The 15,364-nt window shown below is 53.6% G+C and carries 13 protein-coding genes and 1 pseudogene; 11 read left to right on the top strand and 3 right to left on the bottom strand.

Annotation, left to right across the window (positions count from 1 at the left end; all coding sequences use genetic code 11):
- The first annotated feature begins 106 nt into the window (after positions 1-106).
- Both GCE01_RS11055 and GCE01_RS11050 read left to right on the top strand, forming a co-directional pair.
- On the top strand, positions 107-862 hold the full coding sequence (locus GCE01_RS11055; protein ID WP_099212900.1) for an IclR family transcriptional regulator: 756 nt from the start codon (positions 107-109) through the stop codon (positions 860-862).
- Positions 863-871: 9 nt separating this feature from the next.
- Positions 872-1,753, top strand: coding sequence for a bifunctional 5,10-methylenetetrahydrofolate dehydrogenase/5,10-methenyltetrahydrofolate cyclohydrolase (locus GCE01_RS11050; RefSeq protein ID WP_099212899.1), 882 nt, complete (start codon positions 872-874; stop codon positions 1,751-1,753).
- A 44-nt stretch (positions 1,754-1,797) separates the two neighbouring features.
- Here the strand turns inward: GCE01_RS11050 and GCE01_RS11045 are convergent, their stop codons facing one another.
- Both GCE01_RS11045 and GCE01_RS11040 read right to left on the bottom strand, forming a co-directional pair.
- Positions 1,798-3,156, bottom strand: coding sequence for an FAD-binding oxidoreductase (locus GCE01_RS11045; RefSeq protein ID WP_099212898.1), 1,359 nt, complete (start codon positions 3,154-3,156; stop codon positions 1,798-1,800).
- The gene (locus tag GCE01_RS11040) at positions 3,153-3,989 is read right to left on the bottom strand and encodes a creatininase family protein (RefSeq protein ID WP_046901866.1); all 837 of its coding nucleotides are present in this window, start codon (positions 3,987-3,989) and stop codon (positions 3,153-3,155) included. The genes GCE01_RS11045 and GCE01_RS11040 overlap by 4 nt, the downstream gene beginning before the upstream one ends.
- Positions 3,990-4,208: 219 nt before the next feature.
- Here GCE01_RS11040 and GCE01_RS11035 point away from each other — a divergent pair, with 219 nt between their 5' ends.
- From GCE01_RS11035 to GCE01_RS10995, 9 genes and pseudogenes are all read left to right on the top strand, one after another.
- Complete coding sequence (locus GCE01_RS11035) at positions 4,209-4,733, top strand: DUF2165 family protein (RefSeq protein ID WP_099212897.1); 525 nt, start codon at positions 4,209-4,211, stop codon at positions 4,731-4,733.
- A gap of 123 nt (positions 4,734-4,856) precedes the next feature.
- Positions 4,857-5,858, top strand: a complete 1,002-nt coding sequence (locus GCE01_RS11030; RefSeq protein ID WP_244591183.1) for an ABC transporter substrate-binding protein — start codon at positions 4,857-4,859, stop codon at positions 5,856-5,858.
- Entirely contained in the window at positions 5,855-6,652 is a 798-nt protein-coding gene (locus tag GCE01_RS11025) for an ABC transporter ATP-binding protein (protein ID WP_099212895.1), read from the top strand. Before GCE01_RS11030 ends, GCE01_RS11025 begins: the two co-directional genes overlap by 4 nt.
- Complete coding sequence (locus GCE01_RS11020) at positions 6,649-7,413, top strand: ABC transporter permease (RefSeq protein ID WP_099212894.1); 765 nt, start codon at positions 6,649-6,651, stop codon at positions 7,411-7,413. Before GCE01_RS11025 ends, GCE01_RS11020 begins: the two co-directional genes overlap by 4 nt.
- Positions 7,410-8,696 (top strand): cytosine deaminase, encoded by a 1,287-nt coding sequence (locus GCE01_RS11015; protein WP_099212893.1) that lies wholly within the window; start codon positions 7,410-7,412, stop codon positions 8,694-8,696. The genes GCE01_RS11020 and GCE01_RS11015 overlap by 4 nt, the downstream gene beginning before the upstream one ends.
- Entirely contained in the window at positions 8,696-10,318 is a 1,623-nt protein-coding gene (locus GCE01_RS11010; protein ID WP_099212892.1) for a CocE/NonD family hydrolase, read from the top strand. The genes GCE01_RS11015 and GCE01_RS11010 overlap by 1 nt, the downstream gene beginning before the upstream one ends.
- Before the next feature lie 5 nt (positions 10,319-10,323).
- Complete coding sequence (locus GCE01_RS11005) at positions 10,324-10,749, top strand: cupin domain-containing protein (protein ID WP_046901873.1); 426 nt, start codon at positions 10,324-10,326, stop codon at positions 10,747-10,749.
- Positions 10,746-11,507, top strand: a complete 762-nt coding sequence (locus GCE01_RS11000) for a cysteine hydrolase family protein (RefSeq protein WP_099212891.1) — start codon at positions 10,746-10,748, stop codon at positions 11,505-11,507. The genes GCE01_RS11005 and GCE01_RS11000 overlap by 4 nt, the downstream gene beginning before the upstream one ends.
- Before the next feature lie 183 nt (positions 11,508-11,690).
- Positions 11,691-12,408, top strand: a pseudogene (locus tag GCE01_RS10995) (IS5 family transposase); the annotation flags it as partial.
- Positions 12,409-12,570: 162 nt separating this feature from the next.
- Here GCE01_RS10995 and GCE01_RS10990 read toward each other — a convergent pair.
- On the bottom strand, positions 12,571-14,976 hold the full coding sequence (locus tag GCE01_RS10990) for a TonB-dependent receptor (RefSeq protein ID WP_167386158.1): 2,406 nt from the start codon (positions 14,974-14,976) through the stop codon (positions 12,571-12,573).
- Positions 14,977-15,364 lie beyond the last annotated feature (388 nt).

Raw genomic sequence — 15,364 nt, 5'->3', positions numbered from 1 at the left:
ATTCGAACACTTGTTCGTTATATTTATTTTAGGCATAATCATTTTCAGCCTGCAATGATATTCGTAACGGCTATGCATAGTTTTTTGCCCAGAAACGGATTTGTCCATGGACCAGCCCTCGCCTGTCCCCGATACCGAGATTTCCCTGACATTTGTTAAGGGCCTCGAAGTCCTACGTGCTTTTGAAAATGGCCAAACAGACATGACTGTCGCAGACATTGCGCGTCTGGTAGGGCACACGAGGGCCGCCACGAGGCGACTTGTCAGAACGTTGGAAGTTCTCGGATATGTCCGGAGTATCGATCAGCGCTACAGGCTTACAGCACGCGCCTTGAAACTGGGGCTTGGCTTTCTACAAAGCCGCTCCATCGGTCATCTTGTCGGGCCGGTGCTTCGAGCTGAGTCCATTGTTATCGGAGAATCCATTTCTCTCGCTCTGCTGGACGCAGGCGAAGCAATCTATGTCTTCCATAATCCCGCAGACAAATCCGCCGAAATGTCAGGGCATACTATCGGCAGCAGCATGTCTCTTGCCAGAACCGCGACTGGCCAAGCCATTTGCGCCTTTCTACCCGAGATCAGACAACAGACCATACTGGCCACCTCAGGCCTTTCTGAAACAGAAGCGGCATGCGTGGCTAAGCGTCTTAAAGACGTTCACTCTCAGGGGTTCGCCTTGAGAGATGTGTCTCCGCAAAGCGATCTGCGTGCCCTTGGGGTGCCTGCCTTTAATGTAAATGGCCAAATTGCTGGTGCGCTCAGCGTCGTCTTTCCAACCAGTCGATACTCCATGACACAGATCCAGAAGGATCTGGTTCCCCACCTTCAGCGATGCGCAACTTATCTTGTAAGCGCCCTGTGAGACCCACAAATGACAATCATCCTGCATACCTCTGAGCTTGCCCAAAACTATTTGGCTAGCCTCAAGGCACAGATCCGCTCACAGCAGAAAACTCTGGACCATGCGCCCACTCTAGCCGTCGTCACAGGCTCTTCTGAGGCAGGCCCATCGGCCTATCTGCGCCGCATTAGCGGACTGGCGGAACAAGCCGGAATCAACCTACAAATTATTGACATTGCGGGACAAAATGAAAGAAATTTCTGCCAAACGGTCCGAGAACTTGGTGCTAACAAGCAGATCGATGGAATTCTGATTCTCTTCCCACTCCCGGAAGAAATTTCCCGCCAAGCCATCATAGACGCCCTTCCCCCGGAGAAAGATGTGGATTGTCTCCATCCACTCAATCTTGGAAGCATCATGAACGGCGCTCCATACTTCGAGCCTTGCACGGCAACAGGCGCCTTGATGGCGGCAGAACATCTCGTCGGAGATCTGCGCGGAAAAGACTGTGTCATCATTGGCAGTTCGCCGGTTGTCGGGCGTCCTTTGAGCATGCTTCTTCTGGATCGCGGCGCAACGGTTTCCGTTGTTCACATCGATACTCAGGACATCAAGTCGCATTGCAGGAAAGCGGATGTTCTCTTTTCAGCGGTAGGAAAAGCCAGATTAGTGACTGCGGACTGGATCAAACCAGAGAGTTGCCTCATCGACATAGGGATCAGCTATTGCCCGGATGAGGGGCGTGTCGTAGGGGATGTTGATCTCAAATCTGTCGAAGATATCGCATATGCGGTTACTGCGGTTCCGGATGGTGTTGGGCCACTGACAACCTGTACATTACTGGCCAATACCGTGAAAAGTGCTTTTAACCGGGCGGAATTAAACTTCAGCTATCCCGCTCTTTCGCAATAACAATAGAAAAGGCCGGAAAGAAGCTCTTTCCGGCCCAAAGTCTTTTAACCCTCTGCCTTCAGCGTTTTGACGCTGAGCATCTTTCCGGGGTTCAAAAGTAACATCGGATCATATCGCTTCTTGATTGCGGCCAGAGCCGGTGATGCCACACGGTGCATGCCGCCCTCCTCAATGGTCACGACATGCGGGTTGGCAATATTGACCCCCCGCTTCTCGTGTTCCGCGATGATATAGTTCAGGCGCTCTTCGTCCGTGAAGTGAATAACCGGCAATGCAGCACAACTCACATGGCCGCCCATCGGAAAGAATTCCAGATGCATCATCAGGTCATCAGGGAAAAGCGCACGGATTTCCGCCACCTTCTCTAGTGTCCCGACGTGCGGATAACCGCACTGCAGATATGTGTAACCACGATCTTTCTTCAGAACCTGAAGCGTCGTGTGGTTCCATGTCAGTTCGTAAAGCGGAGTTGCACCCGACGTGTCCTCAGCTTCTCTGGTGTTGGCTTCATAACAGAGGTGACCGTTGGCCGCTTCTGCAAGCGCCTTAACCGTCTCAATACCTGCCGGAGCGATCATGAGAATGACTAACGATGCACCATCTGGCACGTGCTCGCGTACGGATGCGAAGAATGGTGGCAGGTCACCGTCAACAACAGACACCAGCTTCTTCTGAATACCGGCCTGAAGAGCAATATCACGTGCAAAAACCGCTGCTTCTTCAAATGTGCCGAATGAGATGGCCATATCCTGCCAATCCACGGCTGGCTCAACACCAATTTCCAGTTCGGTAATCAGGCCTGTCGTACCGTAGGTGTGAAGAATACCTCTCGCGTCAGAGCCGCGAAGTTCGAGAGCTTCCGGATTTTCACCCAGAGTGACAAAGCGGAGCCCCAGAATATTCCCCGGTGACGAAAGACCGCCCCATCGAACAGACCCAATACCGCCGGATCCACCCGCAATAAATCCGCCGATCGTTGCCGTCCGTTTCGTGGACGGATACATGCGGACTTCCCAGCCCCTTTCATGCAAAGCACGATCCAAGTCCAGCATGTTCATGCCCGCCTGTACGCGTGCGACACCATCCTTGACCCAAAGGAGCTTATTGAGCTCCGTCATTTCAACGACAGCGCCTCCCTCCATCGGAACGGCCTGTCCATAATTCCCGGTGCCGCCCCCACGCGGAGTAAGTGGCGTTTTTGTCTCACGTGCCACCCGCGCAATATGAAGAAGATCCTCTTCATTGCGCGGCATAACGATACAATCGCCAAAACAGCTATCAAGCTGCCGCTTCAGAACCGGACTATACCAGTAAAAATCACGGCTTTTCCGCTTCACAAGAGCCGGCACCGTCTGAACAGGAATATCGCCAAGGAGCGACAGGAAGGTCTCAACCGAGCTCATCGACCCAGATCCTCCGTAATGGGACGAAGACGATCCAGCGGATATTCAGCAATCTCGGCAAGAAGCTCAAGAAAACCTTCAATCCACTGATTGGCAACAGCTTCGCCCTTCTCGGCCGTAGCAATCCCGGCGTTTCCTGCCGCACCTGATGGGTGAATATCGTGCGTCAACCAACCAAAGCCTACACGGCCTTCTGCTTCCAGCCATTTGGCCGTCTCGGCAAGCTTCTGGGGCCATGGCTCGAAATTGTCAGCGCGTTCCATCTCAACAAGATCCGGCCGCAGGTGAAGCATCAGGGATGTTTCAATGTCGCCACCATGAATCCCATACCGGCGCTCCTCTTCGGTAAACATGCCATCCGGCACGCCAAAACGGGACCAGCCAACACAGACAACAAACATTCCATGGGTCCGGCGGAGCGTTCTGGCAACGATATCCAGGATCTGTGGCTGCCCACCATGGGAATTCAGGAGCACCAACCTCTTCACACCAGATCGTGCGACGCTTTCACCAATTTCGATGAGGACCTGCGTGAGGGTCTGCGCGCTGAGGGTCAGTGTTCCAGGATAAGCAACATGCTCTTCGCTTTTGCCAACAGCCTGAATAGGAAGTGCGGTCGCGGGGACGGTCGCGGGGAGCGCCTCCATTGCCTTATCAAGCAGCATTTCGTTGATACAGGCATCCACATAGACCGGAAGATGTGGGCCATGCTGTTCCACCGCGGCCACAGGAAGAATGGCCACGGTCTCAGGGGGAAGCTGACGAAACTGGCGGGAAATCATGTCACACCAGCGCTTTTTGGGCCAGAAAACCGTCTCGGAACTGCTTGTCATGGGCTTGTCTTCCGTTGTCTCTTGTGTGGAATGACACGCCCCGGTGAGGACGAGCCAACACATTCCCTGCTCCGATATGATATCATCCCGGAACGAAAAGATAGATGAAACAGGAAGATCGCAGCTTTTAAAGCATCTATTTTCGACAGGAGCGATGCAAAAAAGAGGGCGCAAATTTCACGGGCATTCCGCTAGCGTTTCAAAAAACAGGAGCTAGCCATGTCCGAACTTTCAACACACTCAATGCCTACGCGCTCCGTGCGCCTGAATCGTCTCTCCAAAACCGTGATGGTCGCGTCTCTGGGAGTCTTCGGCCTTCTCGTCGCACTTAATAATATTACAGATTATGGTTCGAACTACGCATTTGTTCGTCACGTTCTGTCGATGGATACCACGTTTCCCGGCAACAGCCTCAGATGGCGCGCGATCTCAGTCCCGCTGCTGTGGCATATTTTTTACGTCCTGATTATTGGCGCTGAATTCGCAACCGGTGCTCTTTTTTCGTTTGCGGCCTGGAAGATGGCGAAGGCGATCAACATGGATAGTCTGGCCTTCAAGGCCGCTCATACCCTTGTTCCCGTCGCGACGGCCGTAGGATTTCTTATCTGGTTTTTCGGCTTCTCTGTCGTCGGAGGTGAGTGGTTCGCGATGTGGCAATCCCATAGCTGGAACGGACAGGAAGCCGCCTTCCGGTTTTTCATGACCATGTTGGGAGTTTGTATTTTCACTCAGCAAAAAGAGTGAGTGCATCCTTTTTGCGCGCACAAATGGGTTAAAAAGGTATCGGTCCAGCAGCAGAATAGCTCTTCCCACGGAGACAAAAAAACCGTTACGGTCTAATTATAAATGGACGTTGGGAGGCAGCTCATGACACCTTACAGGCTTGATCGACGCAGTATGCTCCGCGGCATCATGGCTGCGGGCGCGGTGTCTTCCCTACCCTCTGGGCGAGCAAAAGCGGCATCCAGGCCCCTGAGTCTACTGACCAACTGGTATGCTCAGGCAGAGCACGGAGGCTACTACCAGGCCTCCGAAGACGGACTGTACAACGCTCAAAATCTGGACGTTTCCATTCAGATGGGTGGCCCCCAGATGAACATGACCCAGCTTCTGATGGCGGGACAATGTGACATCGCCATCATGCAGGGTGAAGAAGCCATCCGCTGTGCAGTGCAGGGCATTCCCGCCGTCGCAATCGCTACGACTTTCCAGAAAGGCGTTGGCGGCTTGATGACCCACCCGGATATTCATGACATCGCCGAACTCAAGGGCCATCCCATTCTGATCAGTTCAGAAGGGCGAGCCAGCTTCTGGGTGTGGCTTAAGAAGCGTTATGGTTTCACGGAAGACCAGGCCCATCCCTACACCTATAATCTCCAGCCCTTCGCTTTCAATCCGCAGATGGCCATGCAGGCCTTTGTTTCCTCGGAGCCCTACGGCGCAAAAAAAGCGGGTATTCCATTCAATTTCTTCCTCCTCGATGATCTGGGCTACGCTGCCTATGGAAACGTGCTGATGGTCTCCCGCAAGACCCTCGAAGAACGTGGCCCTGAGCTCCAGAAGTTCATCGCGGCCAGCAGCGAAGGCTGGAAACGCTATATTTTTGGAGAGTCCACCAAGGGGGATGCTGCGATCCGTAAAGCCAATCCGGATATGAGCGCGGACCAACTCGCGTGGTCCCGCCAGAAACTTCGCGATATCAAAGCTCTGGGCGCACCGGGAGCACCAATCATGACAATGAATGATGAGCGCTGGCAGCGCATTTACGACATCCAGCTTTCAGCTCAACTCATTGCAGACAGTCCGAAATGGAAAGAGGGGTATACCCTCGATGTCGTCCACAACAGCCTGGCGACTGTCCCCGCATGAGCAGTCCCGTTCTTTCCCTGAGCAGCGTTGAGAAAATTTTCCCCAACGGCGTGCGCGGTCTTTCTCCTGTCGATCTGAGTGTGGAGAAAGGAGATTTTGTTACGCTGATTGGGCCATCTGGATGCGGCAAAAGCACGCTCCTCAAGCTCATCGCCAATCTTCATACCCCGTCGGCTGGCACGCTGAACTGGTGGGGCGGTGGCTTCAAGGACGTAGGCCAGAAAGGGCGCCGTATGGCGTTCGTCTTTCAGGACGCAACGCTCATGCCATGGGCCACGATCGTAAAAAATGTGCGCCTTCCGCTTGATTTAGAAAAAGTGGAGCGAACAACGGCGAACAAGCGTGCCCATGCAGCTCTTGAACGCGTTGGCCTAGGTCATGTGGCCGATCAATATCCGGCACAACTCTCCGGTGGCATGAAAATGCGCGTGTCCATTGCCCGTGCACTCGTTACTGAACCAGATCTTCTTCTGATGGATGAGCCATTCGGTGCATTGGACGAATTTACCAGAAACCGTTTGGATGAAGAGATGGCTCGTCTTTGCTATGAAGACGGCCTCACCACTCTGTTCGTCACACACGCCCTTCATGAGGCTGCATTTCTATCCAGCCGCGTGATGGTCATGGCGGCTCACCCTGGGCGTATTCATGCTCAATACGAAATAGACCGTGGCATCGTTCGCGACGAAACTTTCCGCCTTTCCGATCAGTTTGCCGGCATCAGCAAAGAATTGGCGATCCTCCTCGAAGATGCCAGTCGGGACAGCATGATTGGTCAGGAGGCGCGGCAATGATGACATCCCGTTCTCTCTCGCTCCTTGCTCCCATCACGCTCGGAATCATCATTCTGGCAGCATGGGAAGCGATCTGTCGCTTGTGGCATATTCCGCCTTACCTGATGCCGTCCCCGTCTGCCATCTGGCGTGCTTTGATGCTGGACGGCATGTCATTACTCCATGCGTTGCTTATCACTCTGGAAATCACATTTGCGGCGCTCGTTGTGGCCGTTCTCGGGGGTGTTCTGATAGCCTTCCTATTGGTGCAGAGCCCGCTGATCGAACGGTGCCTGATGCCTTATGTGGTCATCATGCAGGTGACCCCGATTGTAGCAATTGCGCCGCTGATCATCATCCTGATCCACAATACTCCCCTCGCCCTCACTGCCTGCGCAGCATTGGTAGCGATCTTCCCTGTGATCTCGAACACTCTGCAAGGCCTGCGCAGCGTAGATCCAGATCTTGCGGCTTACTTTCAGATGCACAAAGCCACCCGCCTTCAAATGCTGCTGCGACTGCGAATTCCAAGTGCTCTTCCCATGTTTATGGCGGGCTTGCGCATCGCAACAGGCCTTTCACTTGTGGGCGCCATTGTAGCTGAGTTTGTTGCCGGAACCGGCGGCAATTCGGCTGGCTTGGCGTACCAAATCCTTCAATCCGGCTTCCAGATGGATATTCCCCGGATGTTCGCGGCACTGTTCCTTATTACAGTCGCAGGCCTTGTTCTGTATGCCGCAGCAGCCAGCCTCCAGCGCTTTGCTCTGAGACATCGCTCATGACTTTTCCAGCTTCTTCCAGCACCGCCCTAGGCGTCCTCCTGAACGCGACTATTCCGGCAGGCCTGCGGCCTTCGTCATTCACTGATGAGTCCATGCGCTATGATATCGCGCTCTCAGATGGGAAAATTTCGGATATTCTACCGGCAGGAAGTCTTTCTTCCGTCGGGGACGCAACTGATCTGAAGGGTCAGATGGTTTGGCCCTGCTTTGCAGATATTCATACCCATCTGGACAAGGCCTTCATCTGGGAGCGCACACCCAATCCTGATGGAACCTTCATGGGGGCCTTGCAAGCCACAACCCAGGATCGAGAAGGGTATTGGACGGACGCAGACGTTGAACGCCGCATGGAGTTCAGTCTGAACTGTGCCTACGCGCACGGGACAAGCGCCATAAGAACGCACCTGGACACCTTCGGCACGCACGGGAACCGCGTTTGGCCGCTTTTGCGTCGCCTTCAAAAGAAATGGTCCGGGAAAGTTGCTCTGCAAGGCGTCTCCCTGACCATGCCTGAGCGCTACATGGGTGAAGACCGGGACGGCATCGTGAGAAATGTCGCCGAGACGGATGGGGGCGTTCTGGGTGCGGTCCTGATGAAGCACAACACGACGCCGGAAGCCCTCGAAGTTCTCTTTGGACTGGCCACAGAATACGGGCTCGAACTGGATCTTCATGTCGATGAGAATGGAGAAACAGACGGAACGGCTCTGGAATTGATTGCCAAGACAGCCCTGAAGCTTCGGTTTCGTCAAAAGATCTTATGCGGCCATTGCTGTAGCCTTAGCGTCCAAAGCGAGACGCAACAGACGCACATTATTCCCCTGCTCGGCGAAGCCGGGATTGGGATTGTGAGTCTTCCGCTTTGCAACATGTACCTTCAGGACCGCACCGCAGGGCGCACACCAAGGTGGAGAGGTGTAACCTTGCTGCAGGAACTCGATGCCGCGGGTATTCCAGTCATGCTCGCCAGCGACAATGTCCGAGACCCCTTCTACGCTTACGGGGACTTTGACATGCACGAAATTCTTCAGGGCGGTACGAGGATCGGCCAGTTGGATCATACTCACCGTCCTTGGGCGCAATCGGTCACAAGCCGTCCGGGATCCTGGATGGGAAGGACCCATCGCCTGGAAAAAGGTGCACCAGCGGATCTGATTATCTTTCCAGCTCGTTCCATGAATGAATGGATGAGCCGCTCTCAGGCCGGACGGACAGTTCTCCGAAACGGTCGCATTCTTGAAGCAGCTCCCCCCTCATACGAAACTCTGGGAGGTGAAATCTGATGTTCGCGCTGAAACCTCGCCGGACGGAGACGATGCAAACGCGGGATGGCGTTTCACTGGTTGCTGATATCTGGGAACCAGACGGAGACGGCCCGTTCCCCGTTCTTCTGATGCGACAGGCTTACGGCCGCAAGATTGGTACGTCGCTCTGCTACGCACCACCGGAATGGTATGCCAGTCACGGCTATATCGTCATTATGCAGGACGTGCGGGGACGCGGAGATTCTGGCGGTGAGTTTGTCCTGTTCGAATATGAAGCGACAGATGGCGCCGATACGATCGCCTGGGCCGCATCCTTACCGCGCAGCAATGGTCACGTGGGGATGTTTGGATTCTCCTTTCAGGGGAGCAACCAACTTCTGGCAGCCGGAGAAAAACCAGCAGCGCTCAAAGCGGTTGCGCCTGCCATGATCGGCTGGCAGCTGGATCAGGACTGGGCGTATGAAAATGGGGCATTCCCGATGCGCGCCAATCTAGGTTGGGCGACGCAACTGGCAGCAGAAACAGCAAGGCTTCAGGGAGACTACGAAGCCCAGCAGGCTCTCTTCGCTGCTAGTCGGGGCATGTCTTTCAATGGGCGACAGCCAACTGTGCCTGCACATGAAGCACTTCTGGCAAAATATAGCCATTATACCCGCTGGAGGGAGACGCCTCCGGGAGATGCCTACTGGGACAAAATCTCCCCCGCATCGCGGTTGACCGAAATTGCGGAGCTGGCACCCGCAGTTCTACTGATTGGGGGATGGTACGACAGCCACCTTCCGGGCACGCTGGAAGCATATCGTGCCCTGTCCCCGCACATGCCAACACGCTTGATTGTTGGCCCTTGGTCACACTTTCCTTGGGATCGAAATATCGGGGATGTGGACGTCGGCGAGGCTGCCATTACAGACATCGATCAGCAGCAGATCGCATTTTTCGATCAATATCTAAAAGCTGCCCCTATACCCGACGCGAACCCAGTACGCCTTTTCGATATGGGCGCCTGTTGCTGGCAGGACTTCCCGACACTCTCGGCGGGAAAAGTTCCAAGCTATCCAGCCGGGACGGGCCGCTCCGCGATTGACACACGCGATGGTATTCTGAGCGCGTCGACAGCTCCTACAGCACCGTCAGAGAGCCTTACTCTCGATCCGTGGCGCCCTTCGGGTCCGTGTGGTGGAAGCTTCGGGTTTCCGGGAGGCCCCGTAGATCGTGCCCGCACCGATGCGCGTTCGGACGTCCTGACATTCACGACGCTCCCGCTCGAATTCGATCAGTTGCTCGCAGGAACGATCACAGGGTGCTTTGAAATCGAGAGTGAATACGCCGGTTTTGACCTTTATGCCTGCGTCTCGCGTATCGATCAGAACGGCAAAGTACACCCCCTCGCAGAAGGATATGCGCTGACCGCCCCTGGTCAGACGTCTCTGCCGCTACGGGGAACATGCGTCACATTGAAAGCCGGCGAAAGATTGAGACTCTCCCTGTCTCTCTCCTGCTTTCCCGTGTTTCCAATCAACCCCGGCACAGGGGCCAGCCCTATTACCGCCACTCTGGACCAACAACAGGTGACGACAGTTCACTTCAAATGCGGCTCCGGAACCTACCTTCTTCTTCCTTGGATCAAACAGGAAAGATAATTCTCATGCCTTTTGCAAAATGCAGCCCTGATAGCGTTGAAGCCTTCCGGATTGCCCCGGATTCAACCAATTACTTTGCCATTTTGTTTGACAAGACGGCTGGCGATTATGCGTCCATTGCCGTTGTCGAAATTTTTGAACCTGGTGGCGCAACACCGCCCAACACACACACTGATGCGGACGAAATGTTTTTCGTGCTGTCCGGCACAGGCCGCGCCTGGTGTGATGGTCAGAGCTGCGAACTCAAGGCTGGCGACGCGCTTCTGGTCAAGCCGGGATCAGAGCATGTTCTGGAAAATACAGGCACCAATAAGCTCTACACTTTGACAGTAATGACCCCAGACGAAGACTTCGGAAAACTGATCCGTAGCGGAGTTCCAGTCAAGCTTGATGCCGAGGATCTTGCGGTGCTGTGCGGAGGCAGTCAATGAGGCGTCTGGGCAGCACACACGTTAACAGTTGGGGGGCAACTGCGTCCTCCATAAGTCTGTTACGACCAGAGCGTCCTTCCCGGCCCGTTAGTGTTCCGTCTCAGCCTCAGGCACTGACGTTCGATCTTGCTCGTACCGCGATTATTGTGATCGATATGCAGAATGACTTCTGCCACCCGGACGGCTGGCTAGCGTCCATTGGTGTTGACATCACGGCTGCCCGCCGCCCCATTGATCCGCTGAAGACACTCCTTCCCGCGCTTCGAAAGCATGATGTCCCTGTTATCTGGCTAAATTGGGGAAACCGCCCTGACAGGCTTAACCTCCCCCCGTCTGTCCTGCATGTTTATGACCCTGCAGGGGAAGATAAAGGCATCGGCGCGGCTATAGGCTCCACAGATCGCAAAGTTCTGGAAGATGGCAGCTGGAATGCTGCAATCATTGACGAGCTCGAAGTCGATCCGGAAGATATTCACATCTCCAAGTATCGAATGAGCGGCTTTTGGGACACGCCACTCGAAGCGATACTCAAAAACCTTCGCGTAGACACCCTGCTTTTCTCAGGCGTCAATAGCGATCAATGCGTTCTCAGTACACTGACAGACGCAGGATGCCTCGGTTACGACTGCATCCTCCTCGATGACTGTTCCGCGACGACTTCTCCAGATTTTTGCCAAGACGCAACTGTTTACAATGTTCGCCAGTGCTACGGATTTGTAGCATCCGGCTCAGATCTGGCGAAAAATCTTATTCGCTGAACGGTGGACACAGCGGCTTTCAGGAGCAACCTCAGTGCTGCTGGAAGCCGAACAGACAAGGGTCTTCCGATGCTTTTGCTCCGCAAGGAGAGGCAATATGAGCCCTCTAATTTAATGACTAGGCTCAGGCCCCATTGATATTGAATGGCCGGATATGATTCAGGCTCCTTGAGGAGACTGGAGATGAGTGACCTGTATTGGCTGACAGACGAGCAAATGGAGCGTCTGCAGCCCTTTTTCCCGAAGAGCCATGGCAAACCTCGTGTTGATGATCTTCGTGTGTTGAATGGGATCATTTTCGCAAACAGAAATGGTTTGCGCTGGCGTGATGCTCTCCGGGAATACGGTCCACACAAGACGCTCTACGATCGCTGCAAGCGCTGGAGTGCTATGGGAATATTCATCCGCATGATGGAGGGGCTGACTCCCGGTAAGGCAAAGCCTCAGACGATCATGAGTGATGCGACCTATCTCAAGGCACATCGCACAACTTCGAGCCTGCGGTTAAAAAAGGGACTCTAGGCCGTCTGATTGGGCTCACCAAAGGCGGGATGACGTCGGCTCGGTTTCTTCATGACAGCAGGCAAGATCAGTGATTACACCGGTGCAGCTCCCCTTCTGGACGATCTCCTACCAGCCGAATGGATGCTTGCAGACCGGGGCTATGGCGCTGACTGATTCAGGAGTGCCTTAGAGGAGAGAAGGATCAACCCTACATTCCGGGGCGAAAATCTCGTTGGAAACCGGTACAATACGACAAGCGAAAATATAAACGCCGCAATCGCATCGAGATCATGTTCGGAAGGCTCAAGGACTGGAGACGGGTCGTGACACACTATGACAGATGTCCCACCGTTTCTTCTCGTCAATCTGCCTCGCTGCAACCGTCTTGTTCTGGCTATGCGTCCTGAGCCCAGACACACGTCAGACCTCACGTTGCTCGACACAACCATCACACTGCTGTTTTTGACGGGAAGAAACGGCAGCCACGAGTCCGTGAAACTCAACAATAAAAAAAGCCCCCGGAACGTAATGTTCCGAGGGCTGATAAAGAGTTTGAAAATTAGAAACCTGTAGAAATCGTCCCTGTCATGCTGAAGCGCGGCTCAACATAGAACTGGGCACTGGATCCATTGCCGGAAAGATTACCATTCATCAGACGAACAGCGGATGCGTTTGTACCCACACCCACGACACCCGTCCGGACAATCGACCCTGTCAGGTTCGTAAAGTTCAGGCGGATTGTCGGAGACTTCGCATACCACACTGGCTTGAAGTGATAGCCGAGTGACAGTGTGTTCGTTACATACCCAGGAATACGCTGATCACCTGCGATGGTGACGGACTGCGGCCCAGTGTAGTGAACGGTTGCATTCGCGAAGAACCCTTGATGCACATACGTCAGACCAAAATTCGCCATCACGTGCGGGGATAGAGGTGCCTGCGTACCCTTAGTCCTGAAGGCCGTCAGATTACCGCTCGCATCGGATGCCGCAATATTCGTGTCCATCCGTGCATTCAGATATTCAAACGAAACATACGGACTGAAACCATAGATCGGCTGTGTAGAGAACATGGCATCAAAACCGCGAGCGGTCTGATTACCAGCATTAACGACACCAGATTGGTTATTTCCAAGATACGTTGTCAGCAAGCGATTGGTAATATTATAGTTAAAGAGATCGAGGTCTACGATAACGTACTTGTCGTTATACCGATATCCAAGCTCTTCTTTAATGGAATACTGGTTCTTAGGCAGCGTCCCAGTGTAGGTCGTGTTGGCCAATGCTGATGCAGACGGCTGACGGAAGTCACCCTCAGCATTGATGTAAACCTGATGGTGCTCATTAAAGTGATAGCTGACGGACAGGTGCGGCAGAGGTGCCGTCAGGTTCTGACCCATCTGCTTGTGCCCAGGATATGTTGTGTACCAGACATTGGACATCACATATTTGAAGCCAGCATTGACCAGCAGGTGGTCATGGAAATACTTCGCTGTGTCCTGCAGAAATAGCGAGTGAATTTCGTAACCAGTTGTGTTGCCCGGGTAGGAACGGGTAGTCCCAGAATACACCTGATACGTTGAGTCGTTCGGGCTCGGATTGGAGCCATCTGCTTTCGTCACACTGGTTGGGAAATGCTGGGTATAGTCCTGATTTTCATACCAGTAACCAAGCTCAAAATGGTTGTGCTTGTCGATGTCATATCCCAGCTTGGCTGTCGCCCCGACATCAAGTGCTGCGTTTTCCAGGAAGTAACTTGTGATCGGTGTACCTTTAGCAATGGTCTCGCCCGACTTATAGTTCGTAGCACCGCTAGCAGCAGTTCCAGCTGAGCCATCCCAGCCTTTGCCCATGTTGTAATACGGGCGAAGATCAAACTGCAGCTTGTCTGTAAGAACGATATGGATTGGAGCACTCAGGAAAATCTGGTTCCAATGATCGATATTGTTCTTCCAATAGTCATTTCCGCTGGAGTCAAACCCAGCCTTGCGCCCGTAGCCTTCGCCCGTTGCCTTGTATTTGTAGAACTGGGCGGCGGTAGGGTACCGGTCGATGGTAAAGTCTTCATTATTCCAAGACATGAAGAGCTTTGCAAAAGAGCCGTTCTCCCAGTCTTTACGAATACCGAAATCAAGATGACGGCGCTCGTTGATACCGGCACCCATCCATGAACGGGCATGAGTATTCGAAAATGAGAGGAAGGTGCGAACGCCAGTCTTTGCGATATCACCACTCTCAACGCGCAGGAATTCGCGAGAAAGGTTATTCGTGCCGTATGAGAAATCCATTAAGCCGCCGAACTCATGCGACGGATCATGGGATACTTCGTTCATGACGCCCGCAGCAGCAGACGTGGCCGGCAGATCAACTGCAGATGAACCCGGTGTGAGGCTGACGCTATCCAGATTTTCTGAATCAATGTCTTCGGCCATATAAGCCGCGCTAGCTGCAGGCGCACCGTCGACCATAAGGGCCATATCAGCATCGGTCAGGCTTCGGCTCTGAATACGTCCACCCTGCATACCGGACGTATCCGGCGTGGAGACGTTTACGCTTGGCAGGTTCTTGATGAGATCAAGTGCCGTACTTGTCGGACTTTTAGCCTCAATGAATGCCTTCGTGATCGTCTGGATTGCGTAAGGAGCAGTCTCGACACGCATCATGCCGCCGCCGCGGCTTCTGGCTAAGCGAGATGTCGATACGGTAACGTGTTCATCGCCAGTCGAATTGATCGAGGCAGGCCGACGCATTTTCGGATGTGCAGGAACAGCTACGACATCGCTTTTCTGACCCGCAGCAGCTTGGGCGCGGGCTGCATGACGCGCGTGAGCCTTATGGTGGACTGGAGCATCACTCGAAGCTGCCTGCGCAGATGCAGCAAGAGACGACGAACCAAAGCCAGCCAGACACGTTACAAGAAGAAGTGCCTTCCTGGACGAGTACTTTTCAAATCGGTACGGACACATAACCTTTTGGCTTCTCCTGCTGCAAAACGATTTTCGTTCCTGACAGGACCTGATCTCTGTCAGAAGAGACCCTTTCCCATAACGAAAACGTAACATAATCGAGCGCTACCTCAGAAGGCGAATAATTGCCTCGCACCGACATCAAAAATAGGACACAAGGCAGATCCCGAACACCTGATGTGTCTTTTTCACACGCCTTCACATGTTTTGCAACATTCCATCGATAGATCATGCCAAGTTCTTTGATATTAGGAATATATGTTTTATTTCAATAATCTATAAGAGTTTTTGGCTGGAAAATATGCACCTTTCGAGTGGCTACATCTCTACCGCTCAGGCTATTATTTTCCGCCCAAGGGCAGTGGATACTCCAGTGTGCTTTTGAGGC

Origin of the sequence: Gluconobacter cerinus, assembly GCF_002723935.1 — a bacterium.
Classification (GTDB): domain Bacteria; phylum Pseudomonadota; class Alphaproteobacteria; order Acetobacterales; family Acetobacteraceae; genus Gluconobacter; species Gluconobacter cerinus.
This window is presented reverse-complemented; position numbering and strand designations above follow the sequence as displayed.

Coding starts and splice junctions, on each gene's coding strand:
- GCE01_RS11050 (WP_099212899.1), top strand. CDS start 872: ATGACAATCATCCTGCATACCTCTGAGCTTGCCCAAAACTATTTGGCT.
- GCE01_RS11025 (WP_099212895.1), top strand. CDS start 5,855: ATGAGCAGTCCCGTTCTTTCCCTGAGCAGCGTTGAGAAAATTTTCCCC.
- GCE01_RS11035 (WP_099212897.1), top strand. CDS start 4,209: ATGTCCGAACTTTCAACACACTCAATGCCTACGCGCTCCGTGCGCCTG.
- GCE01_RS11010 (WP_099212892.1), top strand. CDS start 8,696: ATGTTCGCGCTGAAACCTCGCCGGACGGAGACGATGCAAACGCGGGAT.
- GCE01_RS11005 (WP_046901873.1), top strand. CDS start 10,324: ATGCCTTTTGCAAAATGCAGCCCTGATAGCGTTGAAGCCTTCCGGATT.
- GCE01_RS11030 (WP_244591183.1), top strand. CDS start 4,857: ATGACACCTTACAGGCTTGATCGACGCAGTATGCTCCGCGGCATCATG.
- GCE01_RS11055 (WP_099212900.1), top strand. CDS start 107: ATGGACCAGCCCTCGCCTGTCCCCGATACCGAGATTTCCCTGACATTT.
- GCE01_RS11045 (WP_099212898.1), bottom strand. CDS start 3,156: ATGAGCTCGGTTGAGACCTTCCTGTCGCTCCTTGGCGATATTCCTGTT.
- GCE01_RS11015 (WP_099212893.1), top strand. CDS start 7,410: ATGACTTTTCCAGCTTCTTCCAGCACCGCCCTAGGCGTCCTCCTGAAC.
- GCE01_RS11020 (WP_099212894.1), top strand. CDS start 6,649: ATGATGACATCCCGTTCTCTCTCGCTCCTTGCTCCCATCACGCTCGGA.
- GCE01_RS11040 (WP_046901866.1), bottom strand. CDS start 3,989: ATGACAAGCAGTTCCGAGACGGTTTTCTGGCCCAAAAAGCGCTGGTGT.
- GCE01_RS11000 (WP_099212891.1), top strand. CDS start 10,746: ATGAGGCGTCTGGGCAGCACACACGTTAACAGTTGGGGGGCAACTGCG.
- GCE01_RS10990 (WP_167386158.1), bottom strand. CDS start 14,976: ATGTGTCCGTACCGATTTGAAAAGTACTCGTCCAGGAAGGCACTTCTT.